Source organism: uncultured Aliiroseovarius sp. (assembly GCF_947497285.1).
GTDB lineage: Bacteria > Pseudomonadota > Alphaproteobacteria > Rhodobacterales > Rhodobacteraceae > Aliiroseovarius.
Genome location: NZ_CANMFT010000005.1, coordinates 185,929 through 207,874, shown reverse-complemented (window position 1 = coordinate 207,874; position 21,946 = coordinate 185,929). Strand labels below are relative to the sequence as shown.

The following is a 21,946-nucleotide window of genomic DNA, read 5'->3' as shown; positions in this document are numbered from 1 at the left end:
TGACCATCCCCTTCGACAAGCGCTTTCGTCTTGGCGGACCCTGTGTCGCAGTGCTAGGCACACGCCATGATGCTTTCGCTTCCACCTCTTACACTCGTCCTGGGCGGCGCGGCCTCGGGCAAATCGGACTATGCCGAACGGCTGGTCGCAGCCACGCAACGCCCGTTGGTCTACGTCGCCACCGCACAAGCCCATGACGACGAAATGACGGCGAAAATCGCCCGTCACAAAGCGCGGCGCGGCAAGATCTGGCGCACAATCGAAGCCCCACGCAATGTAACCGCCGCACTTGCCGATGTGCAGCCGAGCGGGGTCGTGTTGTTCGACTGCGCCACCATGTGGTTGTCCAACCAGTTGCTTGCGCAAGCCGACATCGCGCTGGAGGAAAGTGACTTACTTGCAGCGCTGTCCGCATGTCCAGCACCGGTCGTGGTCGTATCAAACGAGGTCGGGGCCGGGATCGTGCCCGAAAACTCACTGGCGCGGCAGTTTCGACAAGCACAGGGCGAACTGAACCAGCGTATCGCAGCGCGCGCCGATCTGGTGCTGACCGTGATGGCGGGATTGCCCTTAGTGCTGAAGGGTGCATTGCCGGACAACGCGCCATGACGGGTGCAATCAGTTGGTGGTGGGTGCGCCACGGGCCAACGCATGCCAAGTCAATGGTTGGCTGGCGGGACTTGCCCGCGGATCTGTCTGACAAGGCAACACTTGCGCGCCTGTCTGGGCATTTGCCAGACAATGCGGCGCTTGTATCCTCGGACCTGATACGCGCCACGGCAACCGCAGATGCTATCACGCAGACGCGCAGGCGCCTTTCCGATCGCGCGGACTTGCGCGAATTCGACTTTGGCGAATGGGACGGTCTGCATTGGGATGACGTCGCACAGCGCGACCCGGACCTGTCCCGCGCTTTTTGGGAAACACCAGGCGACCACGCGGCGCCCAGTGGTGAAAGTTGGAACCAGCTGTCCGACAGGGTCAGCAAAGCGGTGGACCAGATCAACGCTTCGGGTCATTCCCATGTCATCGCCGTCGCCCATTATGGCGTCATCCTGACCCAAATTGCGCGCGCTGGCCGCATGTCTGCCTATGAAGCGCTGGGACACAAGATTGATAACCTTTCGGTAACACGCCTCGACTGGGATGGCGCGGGCTGGAGCATCGGATCAATCAACCACCTTCCATGACCAGAGCCCCCCGCCGCAAACCTTGAAGTGGTCGCGCAGGTTCTGCACAAGGCTGTTAACCATTCAGTAACCACACCCAACTAGTCTCAGCGATGTCTTTTCGGGGTCATCAGCAGGGGGCGCAATGATCGCGCGCATCAACACCGTCGCGTTTGAAGGTATTCGCGCCCGCCTTGTCGAAGTGCAATGCGCGCTGTCGCCCGGATTGCCCGGTTTCTCGATCGTCGGGTTGCCTGACAAAGCGGTATCAGAGGCCCGCGAACGGGTGCGCGCTGCGCTGTCAGCGATGTCCGTCGCCCTGCCCGCGCGCAAGATTGTCATCAACCTGTCGCCCGCAGACCTGCCAAAGGTCGGATCCCATTTTGACTTGCCGATCGCAATGGCGCTTTTGGCGGCTGCGGACCTTTTGAACAAAGAAGACATCGCAGATGTCGTGGCCTTGGGTGAACTTGCGCTCGACGGCTCGCTTTTGCCAGTCGCAGGCGCCCTGCCTGCCGCACTTGCCGCGGCCGAACACGAGATGTCCCTTTTCTGCCCAAAGGAATGCGGGGCCGAAGCGGCTTGGATCGGTGCCACCAAGGTCCACGGCGCGTCATCGCTGGCGGCGGTGCTTCAACATTTCTCAGGCCAAGCCCCTTTGCCAGTCGCTGAATCCGGCAATGTCACACAGACGGCAGCCTGCAAGGATTTGCGGGATGTGAAAGGGCAGGAACGCGCCAAACGCGCGCTGGAGATCGCGGCGGCAGGGCGCCATCACCTGTTGATGGTGGGCCCGCCGGGCTCAGGGAAATCCATGCTGGCCGCCCGCCTTCCGGGCATCTTGCCTCCCATGACGCCAGCCGAGGCGCTTGAAACCTCGATGATCCAGTCGGTCTCTGGGCTGCTCGAAGGTGGTGGTATTTCTCAGACCCGACCCTATCGCGCGCCTCACCACACGGCCTCCATGGCCGCGATGGTCGGGGGCGGTCGCGGTGCAAAGCCCGGCGAAATTAGTTTGGCGCATAATGGTATTCTGTTCATGGACGAGTTCCCGGAATTCAGCCGTCAGGTTCTTGAAACCCTTCGCCAACCCCTGGAAACCGGCGATGTCACCGTCGCGCGCGTCAACGCCCATATAAGATACCCCAGCCGCTTTCTGCTGATCGCGGCAGCCAACCCCTGCAAATGCGGCTATCTGACGGACGCGAACCGCGCCTGCAACCGCGCTCCTTTGTGCGCCGAGGATTATATGGGCCGCATTTCAGGTCCCTTGCTTGATCGGTTTGACCTGCGGATCGAGGTGCCTCCGGTCACATTTCAAGATCTTGACCTTCCCGCAAACGGAGAACCCTCTGAAGCTGTCATGCGCCGTGTCACCACGGCGCGTGCGGTGCAAGCGGATCGCTATGCCGACCTGGACGATGTCACCACCAATGCGGATATCGAGGGCGCCATATTAGAGCAGCACGCAAGTCCCGATGCCGACGGGCGCGAGATGCTGGTGAAGGCTTCAGAACGGTTTGGCTTGTCCGCACGCGGATATCATCGCGTGCTGAGGGTAGCGCGCACAATTGCCGACCTGGCCGAAGAACCGCATGTGTCCCGCAAACACATCGCCGAAGCGCTTAGCTTTCGGCTCGTGTCTCATCGTGAAACTGTCGTGTAATGAATTCTGCTGCCTGCCGCAAAGCCTGACGGGCTTCCGGCAACAGCCCATCCAGAATGACCCACACATGCGGCGCATCGGGCCATTCGTCCAGCGTGACCTGTCCGCCTGCGGCACGAAGCACCTCAGCCATGCGCAGGCTTTCATCGCGCAAGATCTCGGTTGTTGAGAACTGGAAAAAGGCTGGTGGCGGGGTCGATTTATATCGGTGCAACACGGGCGAGGCCCGCACATTCTGCGCAGACGCACCCGCCAAGTAGTGATCTGTCACCAGATCGCGTCGGTCCGAAGGCAGCAGCGGGTCATTCTTCGCATTCTCATCGAACGACGGCGACGTGAACCGAAGATCGACAATCGGTGAAAAGGCAAATACCGCGCGCGGAAAGGGCAAAACACCATCAATTTCAGCAAGCAGTGAGAAGACCAGACCACCACCTGCGCTATCGCCACCCAGTATAATGTTTTCAGGACGATATCCCTTCTGGATCAAGTGCTTGTAAGCCGCAACGCAATCCTCGACAGCCGCTGGAAAAGGATCCTCAGGCGCTTTGCGGTAATCAGGCGCACAAATTCTGAGCCCGGTCATCCAAGCCAGGCGTGCCAGCAACTTGCGGTGTGTTTCTGGTGAGCCTGCGATGAACCCACCGCCGTGAAAATACAAGATGATCTTGTTTGCAAGGGCTGGCCGCGTTGCGGGTCGGGTTTCTATCCACAACGCCCTTTGTGCACCGTGCCCGCCGGCAAGTGTCGCTTCGCGATACCACGCGAAGGGTGGCGCGCGAAACAGCCGGTTCGCGGCGCGCTCCAACTCATGTCTCGCTGGCGCTGGGTCTGTTAAGCGTCTGAGCCGCGTCTTCACGAACAGCCGCATGAACAGCTTGGTCAGCGTCAGCCGCAAGCTCATGAAAGCCGTGCCTCGATGGCCTGCCAGATTTTTTCGGCAATATTGACGCCGTCAAAGCGTTCCAGCTCTTGAATGCCGGTCGGTGATGTCACGTTGATTTCGGTCAGATAGTCGCCGATCACATCAATACCAACAAAAACTTGCCCCTTTTCGCGCAAAAGCGGCCCGATGGCCGCGCATATCTCGCGGTCCCGATCAGTTAGTCCGACCTTCTCGGGGCGCCCGCCCACATGCATGTTAGACCGGGTTTCCCCCGCCGCAGGGACACGATTGATCGCGCCCACAGGTTCGCCATCCACCAAGATGATCCGCTTGTCCCCGTTCGAGACATCAGGAAGGAATTTCTGTGCAATCAGCGGTTCACGATTGATCCCCACAAAAAGCTCGTGCAGCGAGGCAAGGTTGCGGTCATTCTGATCAAGCCGAAAGACTCCAGCCCCGCCATTGCCGTAAAGCGGCTTCAGAATGATATCGCCATGCGCGTCCTTGAACGACTTCAGCGTGTCGAAATCTCGGGCGATCATGGTGGGTGGGGTTAGATCGGGAAACTTCAAGACAAGTAGCTTTTCGGGATAGTTTCGCACCCAGAAAGGATCGTTTACGACAAGTGTACCCGGGTGGATCATATCCAGAAGATGCGTGGTCGTGATATAGCTCATATCAAAAGGAGGATCCTGACGCAGCCAGACCACGTCAAACTCTCCCAAGTCAACATCAGCCCGGTCACCCAACGAAAAATGGTCGCCCTGAACCCGACGCACTGTCAACGGCCACCCGCGCGCAAAGACGTGACCCTCACGAAAGCTAAGATGGTCCGGCGTGTAGTAGAACAGCTCGTGACCGCGCGCCTGTGCTTCTTCGGCAATCCGAAAACTGCTGTCCGCTTCAATATTGATGCGGTCGATCGGGTCCATCTGAATTGCTATTTTCAGCGACATGGCGCACTCCTTCTGGTTTCTCCCTACATGGGACAGAGCGCGCTGCGGTGCAATGGGCTTCAATACGCCAATGCGTTTTCGATAATCTGCATTTCGCCTTTGGCGTTGACCAGAGCGACGTCAAAGCGGAAAGGCGTCAGCTGGCCGTTTGGTTGGGCTTCGAGAAACTCGAAGATCGTCGCCTGAATGCGTTGGACTTGTGCCCGCGTGACGCGTTCAGCCGCGCGCAGGAAGTCCTTCGACTTCTTCACTTCGACAAAGACCAGATCAGCGCCATCGCGTGTGATCAGGTCGATTTCGCCATGCCGCCCGCGCCATCTCTGGCATTCTGTGCGACAGCCGCGCGCTTCATAGTGCATCGTGACGGATTGTTCGGCCGACAGACCCGACAGATAAGAAACGAGCCCGCTCATTTCTTTTTTCCTAATTCAAGCGCCGACTGATAGACCTTGCGCCTTGGCAAACCCAACGCCTGTGAAACAGCATTCACCGCGTCTTTCATCGACATGTCCGACATCGCTTTGGTCAACATCTCTTCCATTGCGCCTTCATCCTGCACGTCGCTGCCACGGTCTAGAACGAAAACAACCTCTCCCCTGATCGGGTTTTCAGCCAGGTCCTGCGCCAACTCAGCAACGGTTCCGCGCTTGATTTCTTCAAACTTCTTGGTCAACTCTCGACAGATTGCGGCCTGCCTTTGACCGGCATCACAGGAACACAATTCAGCTAACAATTTCTGAACGCGCTTTGGGCTTTCAAAGAAAACAAGCGTTGCGGGGATCGGCAGCAGCTCTGCCAGCCAGCTCGCGCGGGGGCCTTTTGCGGCTGGCGGAAAGCCTGCGAAAAGAAATCTGTCGGTTGGCAGACCCGACAAACTTAGCGCCGCCAAGGTCGCCGAAGCACCCGGCACCGCAGTCACAAGATGGCCGTCGCGTGCCACCTCTCGCGCCAGGGCAAAGCCCGGATCAGCGATCAGGGGGCTTCCCGCCTCGCTGGCATAGGCCACGGATTTGCCCTCCGCGATCAGTTTTTCGATCCCGGCACGTCCAGCCCCGCCGGAATGGTCGTGGTAGGGCAAAATGCGACGGCCCCCAAGCGAGATCCCGTGGATATCCATCAGCCGCCGGGTTGTTCGAGTGTCTTCCGCAGCGATCACATCCGCCGACGCCAGAATATCCAGCGCCCGAAGGGTGATATCACGCGAATTTCCGATGGGCGTCGCCACAAGATAGAGGCCCGGATCAAGCTGGATGTTCTGGGGTTTCACACTGGACCTGTCAGTTGGGGAGTCTATTATAAGCTCGTCTGCCGGGGTATTTTGACGCCTCGCCCGGGAAAGGATTTGTTTATGTTCGCTGTTTTCGCTCGCACTCGCAAGGCGCTGGGTGCCCTGCTTGCCTTTGTATCACTTTCAGGGCTGGTCGCCTGTACGGTCGCAGGACCGCAAACTGGCCCAAGTATCAATACCAACAAGCCTGTTCCGGTGGCCCTGCTGGTTCCTGGCGGGTCGACATCCGCCAACGATGCGAGCCTTGCAACCTCGCTTGAAAACGCGGCGCGCATGGCCATGGCAGAGCTGTCCGGGGTCAAGGTAGACCTGCGCGTCTACAACACTGGTGGCAACCCGAATCAGGCCGCCGCGATGGCGACGAAAGCGGTGAACGACGGGGCCAAGATCATTCTTGGGCCGGTTTTCGCGCAGAGCGCCAACGCAGCCGGACTGGCGGTCGCGCGACGCAATGTGAATGTGCTGAGCTTTTCGAACAACCCCGATATCGCTGGTGGCAACGTCTTCATCCTGGGCAACACCTTTGGGAACGTCGCTGATCGGTTGGTCCGATACGCCGCCCGTCAAGGCAAGGGTCGCATCATGATCCTGCACGGAAATGATCAAGCCGAGATCACCGGGCGCAGCGCCATTCAAAGCGCCATCGCCAATTCCAGCGCGACGCTGGCGGGGACGGCCTCTTTCGAGCTGTCGCAAAGCGGGATCGTGAACGCGATGCCGGGCATAAGCGCACAAATCAAAAACTCGGGCGCGCAATCGGTGTTCCTCACCTCGGGCACCTCGGGCGCACTTCCGTTTCTGGCGGGGCTGCTGCCGGAAAACGGCGTAAGTCCGGCAACCAAGCAATTCATCGGCCTGCAACGCTGGGACATTCCATCGAACGCATTGGCCCTGCCGGGCCTGCAAGGTGGTTGGTTCGCTTTGCCTGATCCCGCCTTGGCCAACCGCTTTAACAGCCGCTACCAAGCGCGTTATGGCGCAGCGCCCCATCCGATCGCTGGACTTGCCTATGACGGCATTGCTGCCATCGGCGCCTTGGTCAAATCCGGCAAGGCGGACGCGCTGACCTCGACCGCCCTGACACAAGGGCAAGGCTTTGTCGGCGTGAATGGCATCTTCCGCTTGCGCGGCAATGGCACCAACGAGCGCGGCTTGGCCGTCGCTCAGATCCAGAACAACCAGGTCATCATTATCGACCCTGCACCCAGAAGCTTCGGCGGTGCCGGGTTCTGAACTCCGCCGGGGGACGACGCCCCCGGACTCCGACCTGATCTGCCCAGCGCGCGACATCATTGATGGTGACGCGCTCTGGGCTTCACTTTGCCTTGAATTCGAAGACACAAAGGACGCGGCCGAGATCCGCAACCTGACCGTCAGCAGCCTGCGAACTGCCATGGCAGCGGGCCGCGAGGCTATTGCCGACGCGCTGTGCGAACGCCCCCTTAATGCGTATCCAGCCACGGCGGCCTATGCCTATTTGACGGATGTGCTTGTCACGCTCGTCCACCGGGTTGCGACCCAGCGCCTGCATCCGCTCGCGAACCCAACCACCGCTGAACGGATCGCCGTATTGGCTGTCGGCGGCTATGGGCGGGGCGAAATGGCGCCGCAATCTGACGTCGACCTTCTGATCCTGACGCCCTACAAAATCACGGCCTGGGCGGAAAGCGTCATCGAAAGCATGCTCTACATGCTGTGGGATTTGCGCCTGAAGGTCGGTCATGCCTCGCGCACAATCGAAGACTGTTTGCGCCTTGGGCGCGAGGATTTCACCATCCGCACCGCCTTGCTGGAACAACGCTTTGTCTGCGGCGACGCCCCACTTGCCGCAGAGCTGGAAAACCGGCTTTGGTCGGACTTGTTCGAAGGCACTCTGGCCGAATTCATCGAAGCCAAGCTGGCCGAGCGCGATGCCCGTCACGAGAAGCAAGGCGGTCAGCGCTATATCGTCGAGCCGAACGTGAAAGAAGGCAAAGGCGGGCTGCGCGATCTGCAAACTCTGTTCTGGGTTGCAAAGTATCAACACCACGTCACGGAACCAGCAGATCTTGTGTCCAAGGGTGTCTTTTCAGAAGACGAATTTGCCAGCTTCCGCGCTGCCGAGGAATTCCTGTGGGCGGTGCGATGCCAAATGCATCTGGCAACCAATCGCCCGTCAGACCAGCTGACCTTCGACTTGCAAGTCGAAGTTGGCGAACGGTTGGGGTTCAAGGACACCGAGGGGCGGCGTGGGGTCGAACATTTCATGCAGGCCTATTTCCGCCACGCCACGCAGGTGGGCGACTTGACCCGGATCGTGCTGACCGAACTTGAAGCGGCACACCTCAAGCAATTGCCGCGCCTGATGCGCCTATTGAAGCGTCGCAAGAAGCTGCGCCATGGGTTCATCGAAAGGCACGGGCGTCTTGCCGTCACGGACGAGCCGGGGTTTCTGGAAGATAAACTGAACATTCTTCGACTGTTTGAAGAGGGCTTGCGCACCGGATTGTTGATCCACCCCGACGCCATGCGGCTGGTGTCGCGCAACCTTGGCCTGATCGACGAGCAAATGCGCAACGACAAGGAAGCCACGCGGATTTTTCTTGATTTGCTGCTCAAGCACGGCAACCCCGAACGCGCACTTCGCCGGATGAACGAACTGGGCGTTCTGGCCGCGTTCATTCCTGAGTTTGAACCCATCGTGGCGATGATGCAGTTCAACATGTATCACTCGTATACGGTGGACGAACACACCATTCAGGTGATTTCGAACTTTGCACAGCTCGAACGCGGCGAACTTGACGACGAACTGCCGATCAGTGCGGAAATCCTTGGACGCGGCGTTAATAGAAAGACCTTGATGGTGGCAATGCTGTTGCATGACATCGGCAAGGGGCGGCCACAGGACCATTCGGTTCTGGGCGCTCAAATCGCGCGCAAAGTGGCGCCCCGTCTGGGCCTGAACCTGCGCGAATGCGAAACGGTCGAATGGCTGGTGCGCTATCATCTTCTGATGTCGGACATGGCCCAGAAACGCGATATCGCCGACCCCCGAACCGTGCGCGATTTTGCGAAGGCGGTGAAAACCGTGCAGCGGCTGGACCTGCTGACCGTTCTGACCGTGTGCGACATACGCGGTGTCGGTCCAAACACGTGGAACAACTGGAAGGCCACGTTGATCCGCACTCTTTATCGCCAGACGCGGCGCGCGCTGGAAGACGGCATGGAAGCCCTGAACCGCGAAAACCGCGGCGCCGAGGCCAAGCGCACCTTGCGTGACGCACTGGCGCATTGGTCGCCAAAAGAGCTCAAGAAAGAGACCTCACGCCACTATGACAGCTACTGGCAGGGGCTGCATATCACCGCGCATCTCGCCTTTGCCGAACTGCTTTATAACATCGGGGAAGACGAGGTTCGTATCGAGCTTGAGCCCGACGAAGAACGCGACGTGACCCGCGCCTATATCGTGCTGGCCGACCATCCGGGCATCTTTTCGCGACTGGCAGGCGCTCTGTCATTGGTCGGGGCAAATATCGTCGATGCGCGCACCTATACCTCGAAAGATGGTTATGCCACCGCCTGTTTCTGGATGCAGGATGCCGAAGGCAAGCCGTTTGACGCAAACAAACTGCCGCGCTTGACCCAGATGATCCACAAGTCCCTGAAAGGCGAGATCATCACCCAAGACGCCATGGCCAACCGCGACAAGCTGAAGAAACGCGAACGCGCCTTTAGAGTGCCCACAACCATCACCTTCGACAATGACGGGTCCGAGATTTACACGATCATCGAAGTCGATACCCGTGACCGGCCCGGGCTTTTGTTCGACCTGACGCGGACGCTGGCAGATGCCAATGTTTATATTGCCTCGGCGGTGATTGCGACTTATGGCGAACAGGTGGTCGATGCCTTCTATGTCAAGGATATGTTCGGTTTGAAATTCCATTCGGAACACAAACAGCAGCAACTGGAAGGCAAGTTGCGAACGGCCATTGAAAAAGGCGTCATAAGGGCGACGGCATAATGGCATCGGGATTGGCACGGGGTTTCATGACCGTCGGCGGGTGGACAATGGCCAGCCGCATTCTGGGCTTTGTGCGCGACATCATGATCGGTGCATTTCTCGGCTCGTCTGCCGTGGCCGAAGCCTTCCTGATTGCCTTTTCCCTGCCCAATATGTTTCGTCGATTCTTTGCCGAAGGCACCTTGAACGTCGCCTTCGTGCCGATGTTCGCCAAGAAGCACGAAGCCGGCGACGGCGCATTGGAATTTGCCCGAGACGCCTTTTCCGGGCTGGCCTTTGTGTTGGTCATCTTTTCGGTCGTGGCGCAGATCTTCATGCCCGCACTGGTCTATGCCATGGCATCGGGCTTCACTGATGACAGCCGGTTCGATCTGGCAGTCACCTATGGGCGTATTGCGTTTCCCTATATCCTGTTCATTTCGCTGGCCGCCCTCTTATCGGGCGTATTGAACGCCACGGGCAGGTTCATGGCCGCCGCCGCCGCCCCTGTTTTGTTGAACGTGATTTTCATCACCGCAATGTTTGTCGCGGACTTTTCTGGCCACGACATCGGCAACGCCTTGGCGTGGACTGTGCCGATTGCCGGGATCGCACAGGTCGCGCTGGTCTGGTTTGCCGCAGCCCGCGCGGGCTTTCGCCTCATCCCACGGATGCCGCACATGACGCCAGAGCTGAAGCGATTGGCCATCATTGCTGCGCCCGCCGCTCTGGCCGGAGGCGTCACACAGGTGAACCTGTTGGTCGGGCGGCAAGTCGCCAGCTTCTTCGACGGCGCCGTGGCTTGGCTTTACTATGCCGACCGGCTTTATCAACTGCCTTTGGGCGTTGTGGGCATTGCCATTGGGGTCGTGCTTCTGCCCGAGCTTTCCCGAAACCTGCGGTCAGGCGACCATAAGGCCGGAAGAGACGCCTTAAGCCGCGCGGGGGAGCTTTCGCTGGCGCTGACGGTGCCGGCTGCGGTGGCCCTGATTGTCGTTCCAACGCAACTGATCGAGGTTCTGTTTCACCGTGGGGCCTTCACCGCCGATGACACTGCGCGCACCGCGCTGGCCACGGCAGTCTATGGCGCAGGCCTGCCTGCCTTTGTCCTGCAAAAGGTGTTGGCGTCAGTCTATTTCGCGCGCGAAAACACCAAAACCCCTTTCCACTTTGCGCTGATCGGAATGGTCGTGAACGCGGTGTTGGCCATTGGGCTTAGCTATTGGATGGGCTTCATTGCCGCTGCCATCGGGACAACGGTGGCCGGCTGGACGATCACCGGCCTGATCTGGATCGGAGCGGCCCGGATGGGCGAAGACACCCGCTTTGACGCCCGGTTCTGGAAACGCTTCTGGCGCATCGCGGCGGCCAGTTGGGCAATGGGCGCTCTGTTGATCCTTATGGTCATCGCCATGGGCCCCATGTTCGGCATGCCCGGCCTGAAGATCATCGCCTTGACCATACTCGTCGGTGGTGGGATTGCGGCATACGGCCTTCTTGGCCAGCTTCTTGGGGCCTTTCGCCTGTCTGAGATCAAAGCATCCCTGCGCCGTGGCCAATAGCCTTAGCGCCTGCGCAAACGCACCAGAACCCTTGACCACCCGCCCGGGCTGACCACAAAGGACAGCCCGAAGCCAGACACAAAGCCCGCCAATTCAGACACCCATGTCAGCCCCGCACCGAACAACAGGCCAAAGATCAACTGCAATGCCATCAAGAAGGCGATGATCCGGAAGGCAGACAGCTGGTTGCCCCCCGTCATCGCCAGTTCGGCCCACAAAAGAAATGTGTAGGCGCCAATCAGGCCGTAGACGGCTGGATACCCCCCGAACAACACCACTGGCGTGTCCCAGACGACCCAATAGGCCAAGGCCCCGACGATGGATGCGCCAAAGAACACAACCAGAAAGGCGAAAGGTGAAAAGACCTCGCCCACCATCTTGCCCAGCGCCAACAGGAAAACGAGCACGAACAGCAGATGCGTGAAGCTCAGATGCAGGAACGGATAGGTCACAAATCGCGCCAGATCCGACAAGGGATACCGGCCGTTTTCAACCATCCACGAGAAGAGCGGCTCGCGAAACCCCCAGTTTTCAATGGCCGATATTCGCCAGCCAGCGGCTTCAGGTCCACCGGCAAGGCCCATGGTGCCTGCCGCAAACACCAACTCGATGCCAATCAGGAAGACGGCAAGCGCAACAACCACGGGCGGCAAGGGGTTAACGGGGTTTTCTTCACGATAACTGCTCATTCTGGGCGCTCCTTGGCCTCTTCTTTCCGGCCCTTTCTTGACGGGCTATGTCCACATGGGTAAGCGACGTGAGGTAAGAAATCCAGACGGAGTGAAAACATGACCAATCACACGCCACGCGTCTTCTCAGGCGTCAAGCCTTCGGGCGGGCTGCAATTGGGCAACTACCTTGGTGCCATCAAACGATTTGTGGACATGCAAGGACAGGACTACGAGGCGATCTATTGCGTTGTAGACCTTCACGCCATCACCGTCTGGCAAGACCCGAAAGAGCTGAAGGACGCAACCCGCGAAGTGACGGCTGGCTATCTGGCGGCCGGGATTGATCCAGCCCAGTCGGTGCTGTTCAATCAAAGTCAGGTGCCCGCCCATGCAGAGCTGGCATGGCTGTTCAACTGCGTGGCGCGTGTTGGCTGGATGAACCGCATGACGCAGTTCAAGGACAAAGCGGGCAAGAACGCCGAAAAGGTGTCGCTGGGCCTTTATGCCTATCCTGCTCTGATGGCCGCCGACATTCTGCTCTATCACGCGACCCACGTTCCTGTGGGCGAGGACCAGAAGCAGCATGTCGAGCTGACGCGCGACATCGCCGCCAAGTTCAACCACGACTTCGGTGCCGAAGGGTTCTTCCCCCTGCCAGACCCCATCATCGAAGGTCCGGCCACCCGTGTGATGAACCTGCGCGACGGGTCGAAGAAGATGTCCAAGTCGGGCGACAGCGACATGGAGCGCATCAACATGACCGATGACGCCGACACGATCGCCAAAAAATTCAAGAAGGCGCGCACCGACCCGGAACCCTTGCCCGACACGCTTGAGGGCCTGAAGGGGCGGCCAGAAGCGCGCAACCTAGTGGATATCTATGCGGGCCTGTCCGAGACGTCACCCGAGGCCGTGATCGCGGAGTTTGCCGGGGCTGGATGGGGCAAATTCAAACCCGCTTTGGCGGATCTGGCTGTCGAAAAGCTTGGACCCATTTCGCAGGAAATGGCGCGCCTGATGGGCGACAAGGTGGAAATCGACCGTGTGCTGGCGGAAGGGGCCGAAAAGGCGGAAGCCATTGCGCAACCGATCCTTGACCAAGCCTATGACATCACGGGGTTCTTGCGATCCCGCAAACGCTAGAGGCAAAACGGGGCGACATAGGGTCATCGTGACAAGCGACCGGCGCACCATCGCTGACGCCTGCCCATTTCGTGATTTTGTGCCTGACCGAAGCTGGACTATGCTTGCCAGATCAGGGAGGCCAAAATGAAACGCAAGGACTATTCCAGCAAGGATATCACCGTCACCTTTGATCTGGGGCGATGCATCCATTCCCGCAATTGCTTCTTACAATTGCCAGAGGTTTTCGATCCATCCAAGCGGCCTTGGGTCCAAGCTGACAATGCGGCCGCCGATGACATCGCAGCCACTATCCGCGCCTGCCCCTCGGGGGCATTGGCCTTCAAACGGGCAGACGGAAGCGCCGAGAAACCGCCGAAAATCAATCGCTTGGCGATCTGGGAAAACGGGCCGCTTATTGTGGCGGGCGAGATTTCAGTCGAAGGGGCCGACCCTGAAACACGTGTCGCGATGTGCCGCTGTGGGGCGTCGAAGAACAAACCTTACTGCGATGGCAGCCACGTCGAGGCCGGCTTCAAAACCACCGGCGAGCCCACGCCAAAATCGCCACCGACCAACGACGATCAGGGTGGCGGCGCGCTGGTATCTCGTGTGCCGGATGGCCCCTTGAAAGTGGAAGGCAATCTGGAGATCTGCACTGGCACGGGAAAACGGATCGCCAAGACCTCGAAGGCATTTCTGTGCCGCTGCGGCGCCTCGAAAAACAAGCCGTTTTGTGACGGGAGCCACAAGGAAATCGGGTTTCAGGATAGCGTCAAACCCAACTAGGCCGCTTTTCCCTCCGAAAGAAGGTGCCGGGCCGTCATGCCCACAGGCGGACGGGCGTGCCAATTCTGATAGGATCGGGACTGCGCTGCCAGTCAGCCGTCAATGCCCAGCTTGGTGCACAGCTTCTTCAGCGTCGCACGGTCGCCACCGGTCCAGTCAGCCTTGCGCGACTTGAACAGGGTTGCCTGGCTTTTGTGAACCGGGTTGCCTGACAGGATTTTCAGGTGGTTGGCGCGCAGCGTTTCCCCGGTCGAGGTGATATCCGCTATCGCCTCGGCGGTTTCATTCTTTACGGTGCCTTCTGTTGCACCTTGGCTGTCCACAAGCTGATAATCGGCGACCCCGTGGATGCGCAGGTGGTCGCGGATCAAGCGGTGATACTTTGTTGCAATCCGCAAGCGATATCCGTGATTTGCGCGAAATGCTGCGGCCACGGCATCGAGATCGTCCAAGGTGTTCACATCAACCCAGCACCTTGGCACGGCGATCACCAGATCGGCATGCCCAAAGCCCATTGGCGCCAGCTCGGTCACTTTTTCCTGCCAAGCGCCCAATTTTTCGCGCACCAGATCGGACCCCGTCACCCCCAGGTGGATGCGCCCAGCCGCCAGTTCGCGCGGGATCTCTCCCGCAGACAAAAGCACCAACTCGATCCCGTCCAGACCGTTCACCGCGGCGGCGTATTCGCGATCCGATCCGGTGCGCGCAAGCTCGATCCCTGCAGCGCCAAACCAGTCGAACGTCTTTTCCATCAAGCGCCCCTTCGAGGGCACACCCAGTTTCAAGGTCATGGCGTCACCTCTTCGGTGAGGGTCAGGATCAGTTCGGGTCGGATCACCCCACCCACAGCAGGAATATCGCGCCGTTCACCGTTTTTGTTGCCAAGCACGCGTGTCAGCGCATCATAGCGCCCGCCGGTGGCGACCGGCGGCAAGTCTGGCCGGCTCTCGGCATAAAAGCCAAATACGAAACCGTCGTAATACTCCATCGAGGTGCGGCCGTAACTGCCTTCGAAATCCAGTGTCGCAATATCGACCCCACGTTTCGCCAAGGCTTCGGCGCGGGTTTCCAACCTGTCCACAGCCGACGCAATTGCGGGCATATCAACGGCGATATCGCGCAGATGCTCCAGCACGTGTCCGGTCGTTTCGCGCAGGGCCAGAAGGTCGTCCAGCAACTCGACCTCTTGCGCAGAGATCGGGGCGGCGGCCGCATCCTCACGCAGCGCCTCAACGCGATCAGCAATTTCTGACGTAGATCTAAGCCCGATATGAGGCGCGCTGGTGTCCAGCGGATCGTCCTGCGCCAACAGCGCGTCGCGCCCCTTTGGCAATGCAGCACGCCCGGCAAACCGGTCAAGCAACGCGCGAAACCTGCGTGGACGCCAGATGTGTCGCAGCAACGCAGCCTTACGGCGCTCGGTCGTCTTGAGGCCCCGCACAGCCGCCAGAAGCAAACCCATATCGCCCGTGGCTGCCCGCAGGTTCAGCGGCTCCAGAACCTCTTTTATCAGTGCGAAGACTTCGGCATCGGCCTCAAGGGGTGCGGTGCGGTCAAAGACCTCATAGCCGACCTGAAAATGCTCGGACGCCCGGTGCGTGGCTTCTTCCTGCTTGCGGAACACCTCGCCCATATAGGCATAGCGCGCAGGCTCGGCCCCGTCGGCCATGTGCATCTGCACCACGGGCACGGTGAAGTCCGGGCGAAGCATGGCCTCGCCATGAACCGGGTCCTGGGTTACGAAAGCGCGCGCGCGGATATCTTCGCCGTAAAGGTCCAGAAGTGTTTCCGCAGGTTGCAGGATATCTGCTTCGACAACACTTGCGCCGTGTGCTTCGAAGAACCCCAACAACCGCGCAGCTTCGGTGCGAACCCGTGCTTTGTCAGTCATCGGATGCCTCGATGATCTCTCGCACTTTGGCGACCATATCGGCGCGATCGCATTCAAACTGGCTGGGGCGTTCCTTCCATTCTTCAAGTGTGGCACTTTCGGCGATTTTTGCCCCCAGCACCAAATCCTTGATTTGCACTTTTCCGGCGTCGAATTCGTCAGACCCCGCAATTACAGCAACGGGAGAGTTCCGCTTGTCAGCATATTTCAACTGATTGCCGAAATTCTTCGGATTGCCCAGATAGACCTCGGCCCGGATACCGGCCTGCCGCAATTCGCCCACCATCGCCTGATAATCCGCAAGCCGCGCCTTATCCATGACGGTCACAACGACAGGGCCAACAGCCTTGCCACCGATCCGCCCCTTGGCGCGCAGGGCGGCCAACAACCGGTCTACCCCGATCGAGACGCCCGTCGCCGGGACCGCTTGCCCGGTGAAGCGCTTGACCAGATCGTCATAGCGACCCCCCCCCGCAACAGAGCCAAACTGCCGCGGGCGACCTTTTTCGTCGAGAATTTCGAACGTCAGCTCGGCCTCGTAGACGGGGCCGGTATAGTAGCCAAGACCACGCACGACCGAAGGGTCGATGACGATGCGGTCGGGGCCGTATCCCTGCGCGGCCAGTAGGTCCGCGATTTCTTCCAACTCGGACACGCCTTCCGCACCGATGGCACTTTCACCGACGGCAGCTCGCAAGTTGGCCAGCGTCTGCTGAGCGGTTTTCGCTTTCGATGTCAGGAAGGCCAGCACAGGTTCCGCCTGTGCATCCGTCAGCCCAACCCCATCGATATACGCGCCCGACGCATCCAGCCGCCCCTTGCCCAACAGCTCGCGCACCCCTGCTTCGCCCACCTTGTCGAACTTGTCGATGGTGCGCAGAACAGCGTCGCGGGTGGGGCCTTCGTCGACGCCCATCACCTCCAGCACGCCGTTCAGAACCTTGCGGTTGTTCACACGCACGACATAGTCGCCACGTGGAATGCCCACAGTTTCCAGCGTATCCGCCAACAGCGCACAAATCTCGGCGTCCGCGGCCATGCTGGCCGTGCCCACGGTATCCGCATCACATTGATAGAACTGGCGAAAACGACCCGGTCCCGGCTTTTCATTGCGCCAAACCGGCCCCATCGCATAGCGGCGGTAAGGTGTGGGCAGATCGTTGCGGTGCTGCGCATAAACGCGGGCCAGCGGCGCGGTCAGGTCATAGCGCAACGCCATCCAGTCGCCTTCACCCTTCTCGTCATATTCTTGCCACGCGAAGACGCCTTCGTTCGGACGATCCACGTCGGGCAGGAATTTACCCAGCGCCTCAACCGTTTCGATCGCTGAGCTTTCCAAAGCATCGAAGCCATAGCGATGATACACCGCCGCAATCTGATCGAGCATCTGTTTGCGCTCATCCAGCTCGGCGCCAAAATAGTCGCGAAAGCCCTTGGGCGTGATCGCCTTGGGGCGGGGCTGTTTCTTCTGCTTGGCCATTGTCGGTCCCGTTCAGATAGGTGTCGCGGGCGGTCTAGCGGATGGGGGCGCAAGGGGCAAGGAAAGCCTGCCCAGAAAGGGCCCGACGCCTGACCAATGCAGCACCTAATCGCCAACGCCGCGCCTGACCGCACACCAAGCCAAATGGCCGGATCGGGTTTCGCTTCCTCATTGGCGTTATCTGTTGGCTGATCGCCTTTCGGGGCTATGACTTGGATCAGCTTCGCGCTATCAGAGCCAAATGACGCAAGACCGCATGACCCAATTGGAAGAAACCGTCGCCCACCTGACCCGTGTGGTCGATGAACTGTCGGACGTAATTGCCCGCCAAGACACGGAACTGTCCAAGATGTCTCATCGCGTGCGGATGTTGGTGGAGCGGGAGGCCGAGCGAGAGATGGCGAATTCCGGCGGCGTGGTCCTTGGTGACGAACGGCCACCGCATTACTAGGGCGCGTCAGACTTCTTCCACATCAATCACGCCGTCCAGTGACTTGAGCGCGCCCTTGATCTGAGGGTTCAGTGGGAAGGGGCGTCCCAAGGTCATCTCGACCTCGCCCGGCAAGGTCGGATCTATCAGGCAAACCGACACTTCACCCGGTCGGATGTTGCGCGCTTTCTCAGCAGCGTCTTTCAACAGGTTGGAAACCTGCACAAGCGCCTCGGGTTCCGTCAGATATAGCTTCAGAGCCATCCCGCCCGCATCTGCGATCACCGCATCCAAGGGTGCGACCGACCTGCCGCGCGGGTCAAACTGCCCTTCTTCAAAACGGCCCTCAAGCTGCATAACGACCTGCAGCGTTTCGTCGAAAACCCTTCGGCAGGCCTCAAAATCATCTGCAAACAGCAAGATACCCGGCACCTGTCCCGTCGGGTCATCAATGTTGAGACGGAAAAATTGGTTGCCCCGCGCGGATTTACGCGCCTGCAAGCCACTGACATTGACGGCGACCTTTCCAACGGCCGCACCGGTGCGTTCTGCCTTGTCGCGCAGTTCCTGAATGGTCATCACGCCCTTGCGTTTGAGCGCCGGCAAGTAGTCGTCAAGAGGATGGCCGGACAGATAGAAGCCAATCGCTTTGTGTTCCTCGGCCAGCCGTTCGTTGGGCAGCCAATCCCCGACCGGGGACAGGCGTGGTTCCGGCAGGTCGTCGCCAGCCTCGCCGAACAGGGACACCTGGTTCGAGGCGCGCTGTTCGTGGATTGCGGCCGAATAGTTGACCAGCGCATCAAGGCTGTCGAAGACGCGGCGGCGGTTTGGGTCAAGTTGATCAAAGGCGCCTGCGCGCGCCAGCATCTCCATCGGACGCTTACCGACACGCTTCAGATCAACGCGACGCGCAAAGTCGTAAAGCGTTGCAAAAGGCTTGTCAGCACCGTCGACTTTGCGACCTTCGACGACAAGGCCCATCGCCTCGACGCCAACATTTTTTAGCGCCCCAAGCCCATAGACGACGCGGCCCTTGTCCACACTGAACATGGCGGACGAACGGTTCACACAGGGTGGCACGATCTCGATATCCAGCCCCCGCCTGATTTCGTTGGCGTAGATGGACAGCTTGTCCGTCAGATGAAGGTCGCAGTTCATCACACCAGCCATGAATTCAACCGGGTGGTTCGCCTTCAACCAAGCGGTCTGATAGCTGACGACGGCATAGGCAGCAGCGTGTGATTTGTTGAAACCGTAATTGGCGAATTTCTCAAGCAGGTCGAAGACTTCCGACGCTTTCTTCGCAGGCACCCCGTTTTCTGCGGCCCCTTTTTCAAATTTCGGACGTTCGGCGTCCATCGCCTCTTTGATCTTCTTACCCATCGCCCGGCGCAGAAGATCGGCGCCTCCAAGCGAATAGCCCGCCATGACCTGAGCGATCTGCATCACCTGTTCCTGATAGACGATAATGCCCTGCGTTTCGGCCAGAATGTGGTCGATCAAAGGGTGGACGCTTTCGATCTCCTTCAGCCCGTTCTTCACCTCGCAATAGGTGGGGATGTTCTCCATCGGGCCGGGACGATACAGGGCGACCAGCGCCACGATATCTTCGATGCAGGTCGGTTTCATGCGCCGAAGCGCATCCATCATACCGCTTGATTCCACCTGAAACACCGCCACGGTTTTGGCCGCAGCGTAGAGCTTGTAGGTCTTTTCATCCTCCAGCGGAATCGCGTTGATTTCATTCACCGCGCCTTCAGGCGGGTCATAAAGAACCTCTCCATTCGGACCCGTATGGATATCGCGCCCCTGCCCTTGAATCAAATCGACGGCATTCTGAATTACCGTCAGGGTTTTCAAGCCAAGAAAGTCGAACTTCACCAGACCCGCTTGCTCCACCCACTTCATATTGAATTGGGTAGCGGGCATGTCGGATTTTGGGTCTTGATAGAGCGGCACCAGCGCATCAAGCGGTCGATCCCCGATCACCACCCCCGCCGCGTGGGTCGACGCATTGCGCAACAACCCTTCGATCTGTTGGCAATAGGTCAACAGCCGGTCGACGACCTCTTCTGCGCGTGCCTCTTCGCGAAGGCGGGGTTCGTCAGCCAGAGCCTTTTCGATCGAGACGGGTTTCACCCCTTCAACCGGGATCAGTTTCGACAGCCGGTCAACCTGTCCATAGGGCATCTGCAACACGCGCCCCACATCGCGCACGGCGGCCTTCGACAAGAGCGCACCAAAGGTGATGATCTGCCCAACTTTGTCGCGTCCGTATTTCTCTTGGACATAGCGGATCACCTCTTCGCGCCGGTCCATGCAAAAGTCGATGTCGAAATCCGGCATCGACACACGTTCCGGGTTCAGAAAGCGTTCGAACAGCAGTGAATAGCGCAACGGATCAAGGTCGGTGATCGTCAGCGCATACGCCACCAGCGACCCCGCGCCGGAGCCCCGCCCCGGTCCCACCGGAATGTGGTTGTCCTTGGACCATTTGATGAAGTCGGCCACGATCAGGAAATAGCCCGGAAACCCCATGCCCTCGATGATATTCAGCTCGAATTCCAACCGTTTCTGGTATTCTTCCACGGACACCGCGTGCGGGATCACCGCCAGACGCGCCTGCAATCCTGCATTGGCCTGCCGGCGCAGTTCCTGAACCTCATCATCTGCAAATTTCGGCAAGATCGGATCGCGCCGATAGGCCATGAAGGCGCAGCGTTGCGCAATTTCAACAGTATTATCAATAGCTTCCGGCAAATCCGCAAACAGCGTGATCATTTCTTCGGGGCTTTTGAAATAATGCTGAGGCGTCAGGCGGCGACGGCCTTCTTGTTGATCGACATAAGCGCCGTCCCGAATGCAGATCAGCGCATCATGTGCCTCGTAAAGCTTTTGTTTCGGGAAATAGACATCGTTGGTGGCGACCAATGGAAGGCCCATCTCATAGGCCATTTCAACAAATCCACGCTCCGTCGCGCGTTCACCATTCGTCGGCTGGCCACCTTCACCGGGGTGGCGTTGCAGCTCCACATACAGCCGGTCACCAAAGCATTGGTGAAGCCGCTTCATCAATGCTTCGGCCTTCGGTCGCTGACGCGCCTGAAGCAGCTGACCCACTGGCCCCTCGGCGCCCCCGGTCAGACAGATCAGCCCCTCCGAATTGCTTTCAAGCTCGTCCAGTTGAACCTGCGGCAGCTCTCCTTTCTTGTCGATATATAGACAGGAATTGAGCTTCATCAGGTGTTCATAGCCCTGCTCGTTCTGAGCCAACAGAACAAGGGCGGCAGGCGCGCGTTGTTTTTCGCCCGGCGCAGGGATTTCGAAGGCCAGATCGACCTGACACCCCATGATCGGCTGGATGCCTTCCCCGGCAGCTGTGACCGAAAACTCAAGTGCGGCGAACATGTTGTTCGTGTCGGTCAAGGCGACTGCCGGCATCCCATGAGCGGCACAGAGCCCCGGTAATTTCTTCACCGGCACCGCGCCTTCCAGCAGCGAATATTCAGAGTGAACGCGAAGGTGAATGAATCGTGGTTGGTTCGTCATGGGGGTAACCTAGACGAGCCCCCCGCCGGGGGGAAGAGACGACGCGCTATGCGGTTGGCTCCAGTATCTCGATCCGGTTGCCAAACGGGTCATGGGTGAAAAAGCGACGGTATCCCGGCAAGGCGTCATCCCATTGAACCTTGAACGCAGCGCGCTCAAGACGCTCCGCAAGCGCAGCGATCTCCGCACATTCAAAGGCAGGATGCGCTTTCTTTGCGGGGCGAAATGGTGTTTCGACCCCAAGATGCAAATGAATTCCGTCACAGCAAAACCAAATTCCACCCCGCGCCGCGAGCTTGGGTGGCTTCGGTTCCACCACAAACCCCAGCGCGTCACGATAGAAAGTCGCCGCAAGTTGCTCTTGCCCGATTGGCATAGCCAGTTGCACGTGATGGATTTTTTTAAGCATGGGTTGGTCCCTGAGATCGTGAAGGCTCGACCAGTATACCATTGCACACGGGAAATAGGCGAAGATTTTCTTGCGTCAAACGTGATTCTCGGGTTT

The 21,946-nt window shown here is 59.2% G+C and carries 19 protein-coding genes; 9 read left to right on the top strand and 10 right to left on the bottom strand.

Annotation, left to right across the window (positions count from 1 at the left end; translation table 11 throughout):
- Window positions 1–66 precede the first annotated feature (66 nt).
- The 3 genes from cobU to Q0864_RS11150 all read left to right on the top strand — a co-directional run bounded on the left by cobU (window position 67) and on the right by Q0864_RS11150 (window position 2,835).
- A complete protein-coding gene (gene cobU / locus Q0864_RS11160) occupies window positions 67–609 on the top strand; it encodes a bifunctional adenosylcobinamide kinase/adenosylcobinamide-phosphate guanylyltransferase (protein WP_298569325.1) in 543 nt (180 codons plus the stop codon).
- The gene (locus Q0864_RS11155) at window positions 606–1,190 is read left to right on the top strand and encodes a histidine phosphatase family protein (RefSeq protein WP_298569322.1); all 585 of its coding nucleotides are present in this window, start codon (window positions 606–608) and stop codon (window positions 1,188–1,190) included. Before cobU ends, Q0864_RS11155 begins: the two co-directional genes overlap by 4 nt.
- A 124-nt stretch (window positions 1,191–1,314) precedes the next feature.
- Window positions 1,315–2,835, top strand: coding sequence for a YifB family Mg chelatase-like AAA ATPase (locus tag Q0864_RS11150; protein WP_298569319.1), 1,521 nt, complete (start codon window positions 1,315–1,317; stop codon window positions 2,833–2,835).
- On the opposite strand, the gene Q0864_RS11145 is transcribed toward Q0864_RS11150, so the two are convergent.
- Genes Q0864_RS11145 through rsmI form a run of 4 tightly spaced genes read right to left on the bottom strand, consistent with a single transcriptional unit; the run spans window position 2,795 to window position 5,944 of the window.
- Window positions 2,795–3,739 (bottom strand): alpha/beta hydrolase, encoded by a 945-nt coding sequence (locus Q0864_RS11145; RefSeq protein WP_298569316.1) that lies wholly within the window; start codon window positions 3,737–3,739, stop codon window positions 2,795–2,797. The two genes, Q0864_RS11150 and Q0864_RS11145, sit on opposite strands and share 41 nt — an antisense overlap.
- On the bottom strand, window positions 3,736–4,677 hold the full coding sequence (gshB, locus tag Q0864_RS11140; RefSeq protein WP_298569313.1) for a glutathione synthase: 942 nt from the start codon (window positions 4,675–4,677) through the stop codon (window positions 3,736–3,738). Before gshB ends, Q0864_RS11145 begins: the two co-directional genes overlap by 4 nt.
- Window positions 4,678–4,736: 59 nt before the next feature.
- Window positions 4,737–5,090: a YraN family protein gene (locus Q0864_RS11135; RefSeq protein ID WP_298569310.1), complete on the bottom strand. Its 354-nt coding sequence runs from the start codon at window positions 5,088–5,090 to the stop codon at window positions 4,737–4,739.
- Window positions 5,087–5,944: a 16S rRNA (cytidine(1402)-2'-O)-methyltransferase gene (rsmI, locus tag Q0864_RS11130; RefSeq protein ID WP_298569306.1), complete on the bottom strand. Its 858-nt coding sequence runs from the start codon at window positions 5,942–5,944 to the stop codon at window positions 5,087–5,089. Before rsmI ends, Q0864_RS11135 begins: the two co-directional genes overlap by 4 nt.
- Before the next feature lie 81 nt (window positions 5,945–6,025).
- On the opposite strand from rsmI, the gene Q0864_RS11125 reads away from it, so the two are divergent.
- From Q0864_RS11125 to murJ, 3 genes are read left to right on the top strand one after another with little or no spacing between them, the layout of a single operon-like run.
- The gene (locus Q0864_RS11125) at window positions 6,026–7,198 is read left to right on the top strand and encodes a penicillin-binding protein activator (RefSeq protein ID WP_298569303.1); all 1,173 of its coding nucleotides are present in this window, start codon (window positions 6,026–6,028) and stop codon (window positions 7,196–7,198) included.
- Window positions 7,098–9,968 carry a [protein-PII] uridylyltransferase gene (locus tag Q0864_RS11120; protein ID WP_298569300.1) on the top strand — a complete coding sequence of 957 codons (2,871 nt, stop codon included), beginning with the start codon at window positions 7,098–7,100 and terminating at the stop codon, window positions 9,966–9,968. The genes Q0864_RS11125 and Q0864_RS11120 overlap by 101 nt, the downstream gene beginning before the upstream one ends.
- Window positions 9,968–11,509, top strand: coding sequence for a murein biosynthesis integral membrane protein MurJ (murJ, locus tag Q0864_RS11115; protein WP_298569295.1), 1,542 nt, complete (start codon window positions 9,968–9,970; stop codon window positions 11,507–11,509). Before Q0864_RS11120 ends, murJ begins: the two co-directional genes overlap by 1 nt.
- Before the next feature lie 2 nt (window positions 11,510–11,511).
- Here murJ and Q0864_RS11110 read toward each other — a convergent pair whose 3' ends face one another.
- Window positions 11,512–12,198 carry a rhomboid family intramembrane serine protease gene (locus Q0864_RS11110; RefSeq protein ID WP_298569293.1) on the bottom strand — a complete coding sequence of 229 codons (687 nt, stop codon included), beginning with the start codon at window positions 12,196–12,198 and terminating at the stop codon, window positions 11,512–11,514.
- 99 nt (window positions 12,199–12,297) lie between these two features.
- On the opposite strand from Q0864_RS11110, the gene trpS reads away from it, so the two are divergent.
- Window positions 12,298–13,323 carry a tryptophan--tRNA ligase gene (trpS, locus tag Q0864_RS11105; protein ID WP_298569289.1) on the top strand — a complete coding sequence of 342 codons (1,026 nt, stop codon included), beginning with the start codon at window positions 12,298–12,300 and terminating at the stop codon, window positions 13,321–13,323.
- A 126-nt stretch (window positions 13,324–13,449) separates the two neighbouring features.
- Entirely contained in the window at window positions 13,450–14,091 is a 642-nt protein-coding gene (locus tag Q0864_RS11100; protein WP_298569286.1) for a CDGSH iron-sulfur domain-containing protein, read from the top strand.
- A gap of 92 nt (window positions 14,092–14,183) precedes the next feature.
- On the opposite strand, the gene hisG is transcribed toward Q0864_RS11100, so the two are convergent.
- The 3 genes from hisG to hisS are packed head-to-tail and all read right to left on the bottom strand — an operon-like array spanning window position 14,184 to window position 17,462.
- Window positions 14,184–14,882 (bottom strand): ATP phosphoribosyltransferase, encoded by a 699-nt coding sequence (gene hisG / locus Q0864_RS11095; protein ID WP_298569283.1) that lies wholly within the window; start codon window positions 14,880–14,882, stop codon window positions 14,184–14,186.
- Window positions 14,879–15,982: an ATP phosphoribosyltransferase regulatory subunit gene (locus Q0864_RS11090; protein WP_298569281.1), complete on the bottom strand. Its 1,104-nt coding sequence runs from the start codon at window positions 15,980–15,982 to the stop codon at window positions 14,879–14,881. Before Q0864_RS11090 ends, hisG begins: the two co-directional genes overlap by 4 nt.
- On the bottom strand, window positions 15,975–17,462 hold the full coding sequence (gene hisS / locus Q0864_RS11085; RefSeq protein ID WP_298569278.1) for a histidine--tRNA ligase: 1,488 nt from the start codon (window positions 17,460–17,462) through the stop codon (window positions 15,975–15,977). The genes Q0864_RS11090 and hisS overlap by 8 nt, the downstream gene beginning before the upstream one ends.
- A gap of 256 nt (window positions 17,463–17,718) precedes the next feature.
- On the opposite strand from hisS, the gene Q0864_RS11080 reads away from it, so the two are divergent.
- Window positions 17,719–17,913, top strand: a complete 195-nt coding sequence (locus Q0864_RS11080; protein WP_298569274.1) for a SlyX family protein — start codon at window positions 17,719–17,721, stop codon at window positions 17,911–17,913.
- 6 nt (window positions 17,914–17,919) lie between these two features.
- On the opposite strand, the gene dnaE is transcribed toward Q0864_RS11080, so the two are convergent.
- A complete protein-coding gene (gene dnaE / locus Q0864_RS11075) occupies window positions 17,920–21,441 on the bottom strand; it encodes a DNA polymerase III subunit alpha (RefSeq protein WP_298569271.1) in 3,522 nt (1,173 codons plus the stop codon).
- Window positions 21,442–21,487: 46 nt separating this feature from the next.
- On the bottom strand, window positions 21,488–21,850 hold the full coding sequence (locus Q0864_RS11070; protein ID WP_298569268.1) for a VOC family protein: 363 nt from the start codon (window positions 21,848–21,850) through the stop codon (window positions 21,488–21,490).
- Window positions 21,851–21,946: the final 96 nt, after the last annotated feature.

Bases quoted from the DNA above. Each gene is read 5' to 3' on its own strand.
- cobU (WP_298569325.1), top strand. From the start codon at position 67: ATGATGCTTTCGCTTCCACCTCTTACACTCGTCCTGGGCGGCGCGGCC.
- Q0864_RS11155 (WP_298569322.1), top strand. From the start codon at position 606: ATGACGGGTGCAATCAGTTGGTGGTGGGTGCGCCACGGGCCAACGCAT.
- Q0864_RS11150 (WP_298569319.1), top strand. From the start codon at position 1,315: ATGATCGCGCGCATCAACACCGTCGCGTTTGAAGGTATTCGCGCCCGC.
- Q0864_RS11145 (WP_298569316.1), bottom strand. From the start codon at position 3,739: ATGAGCTTGCGGCTGACGCTGACCAAGCTGTTCATGCGGCTGTTCGTG.
- gshB (WP_298569313.1), bottom strand. From the start codon at position 4,677: ATGTCGCTGAAAATAGCAATTCAGATGGACCCGATCGACCGCATCAAT.
- Q0864_RS11135 (WP_298569310.1), bottom strand. From the start codon at position 5,090: ATGAGCGGGCTCGTTTCTTATCTGTCGGGTCTGTCGGCCGAACAATCC.
- Q0864_RS11125 (WP_298569303.1), top strand. From the start codon at position 6,026: ATGTTCGCTGTTTTCGCTCGCACTCGCAAGGCGCTGGGTGCCCTGCTT.
- Q0864_RS11120 (WP_298569300.1), top strand. From the start codon at position 7,098: ATGGCACCAACGAGCGCGGCTTGGCCGTCGCTCAGATCCAGAACAACC.
- murJ (WP_298569295.1), top strand. From the start codon at position 9,968: ATGGCATCGGGATTGGCACGGGGTTTCATGACCGTCGGCGGGTGGACA.
- Q0864_RS11110 (WP_298569293.1), bottom strand. From the start codon at position 12,198: ATGAGCAGTTATCGTGAAGAAAACCCCGTTAACCCCTTGCCGCCCGTG.
- trpS (WP_298569289.1), top strand. From the start codon at position 12,298: ATGACCAATCACACGCCACGCGTCTTCTCAGGCGTCAAGCCTTCGGGC.
- Q0864_RS11100 (WP_298569286.1), top strand. From the start codon at position 13,450: ATGAAACGCAAGGACTATTCCAGCAAGGATATCACCGTCACCTTTGAT.
- hisG (WP_298569283.1), bottom strand. From the start codon at position 14,882: ATGACCTTGAAACTGGGTGTGCCCTCGAAGGGGCGCTTGATGGAAAAG.
- Q0864_RS11090 (WP_298569281.1), bottom strand. From the start codon at position 15,982: ATGACTGACAAAGCACGGGTTCGCACCGAAGCTGCGCGGTTGTTGGGG.
- hisS (WP_298569278.1), bottom strand. From the start codon at position 17,462: ATGGCCAAGCAGAAGAAACAGCCCCGCCCCAAGGCGATCACGCCCAAG.
- Q0864_RS11080 (WP_298569274.1), top strand. From the start codon at position 17,719: ATGACCCAATTGGAAGAAACCGTCGCCCACCTGACCCGTGTGGTCGAT.
- dnaE (WP_298569271.1), bottom strand. From the start codon at position 21,441: ATGACGAACCAACCACGATTCATTCACCTTCGCGTTCACTCTGAATAT.
- Q0864_RS11070 (WP_298569268.1), bottom strand. From the start codon at position 21,850: ATGCTTAAAAAAATCCATCACGTGCAACTGGCTATGCCAATCGGGCAA.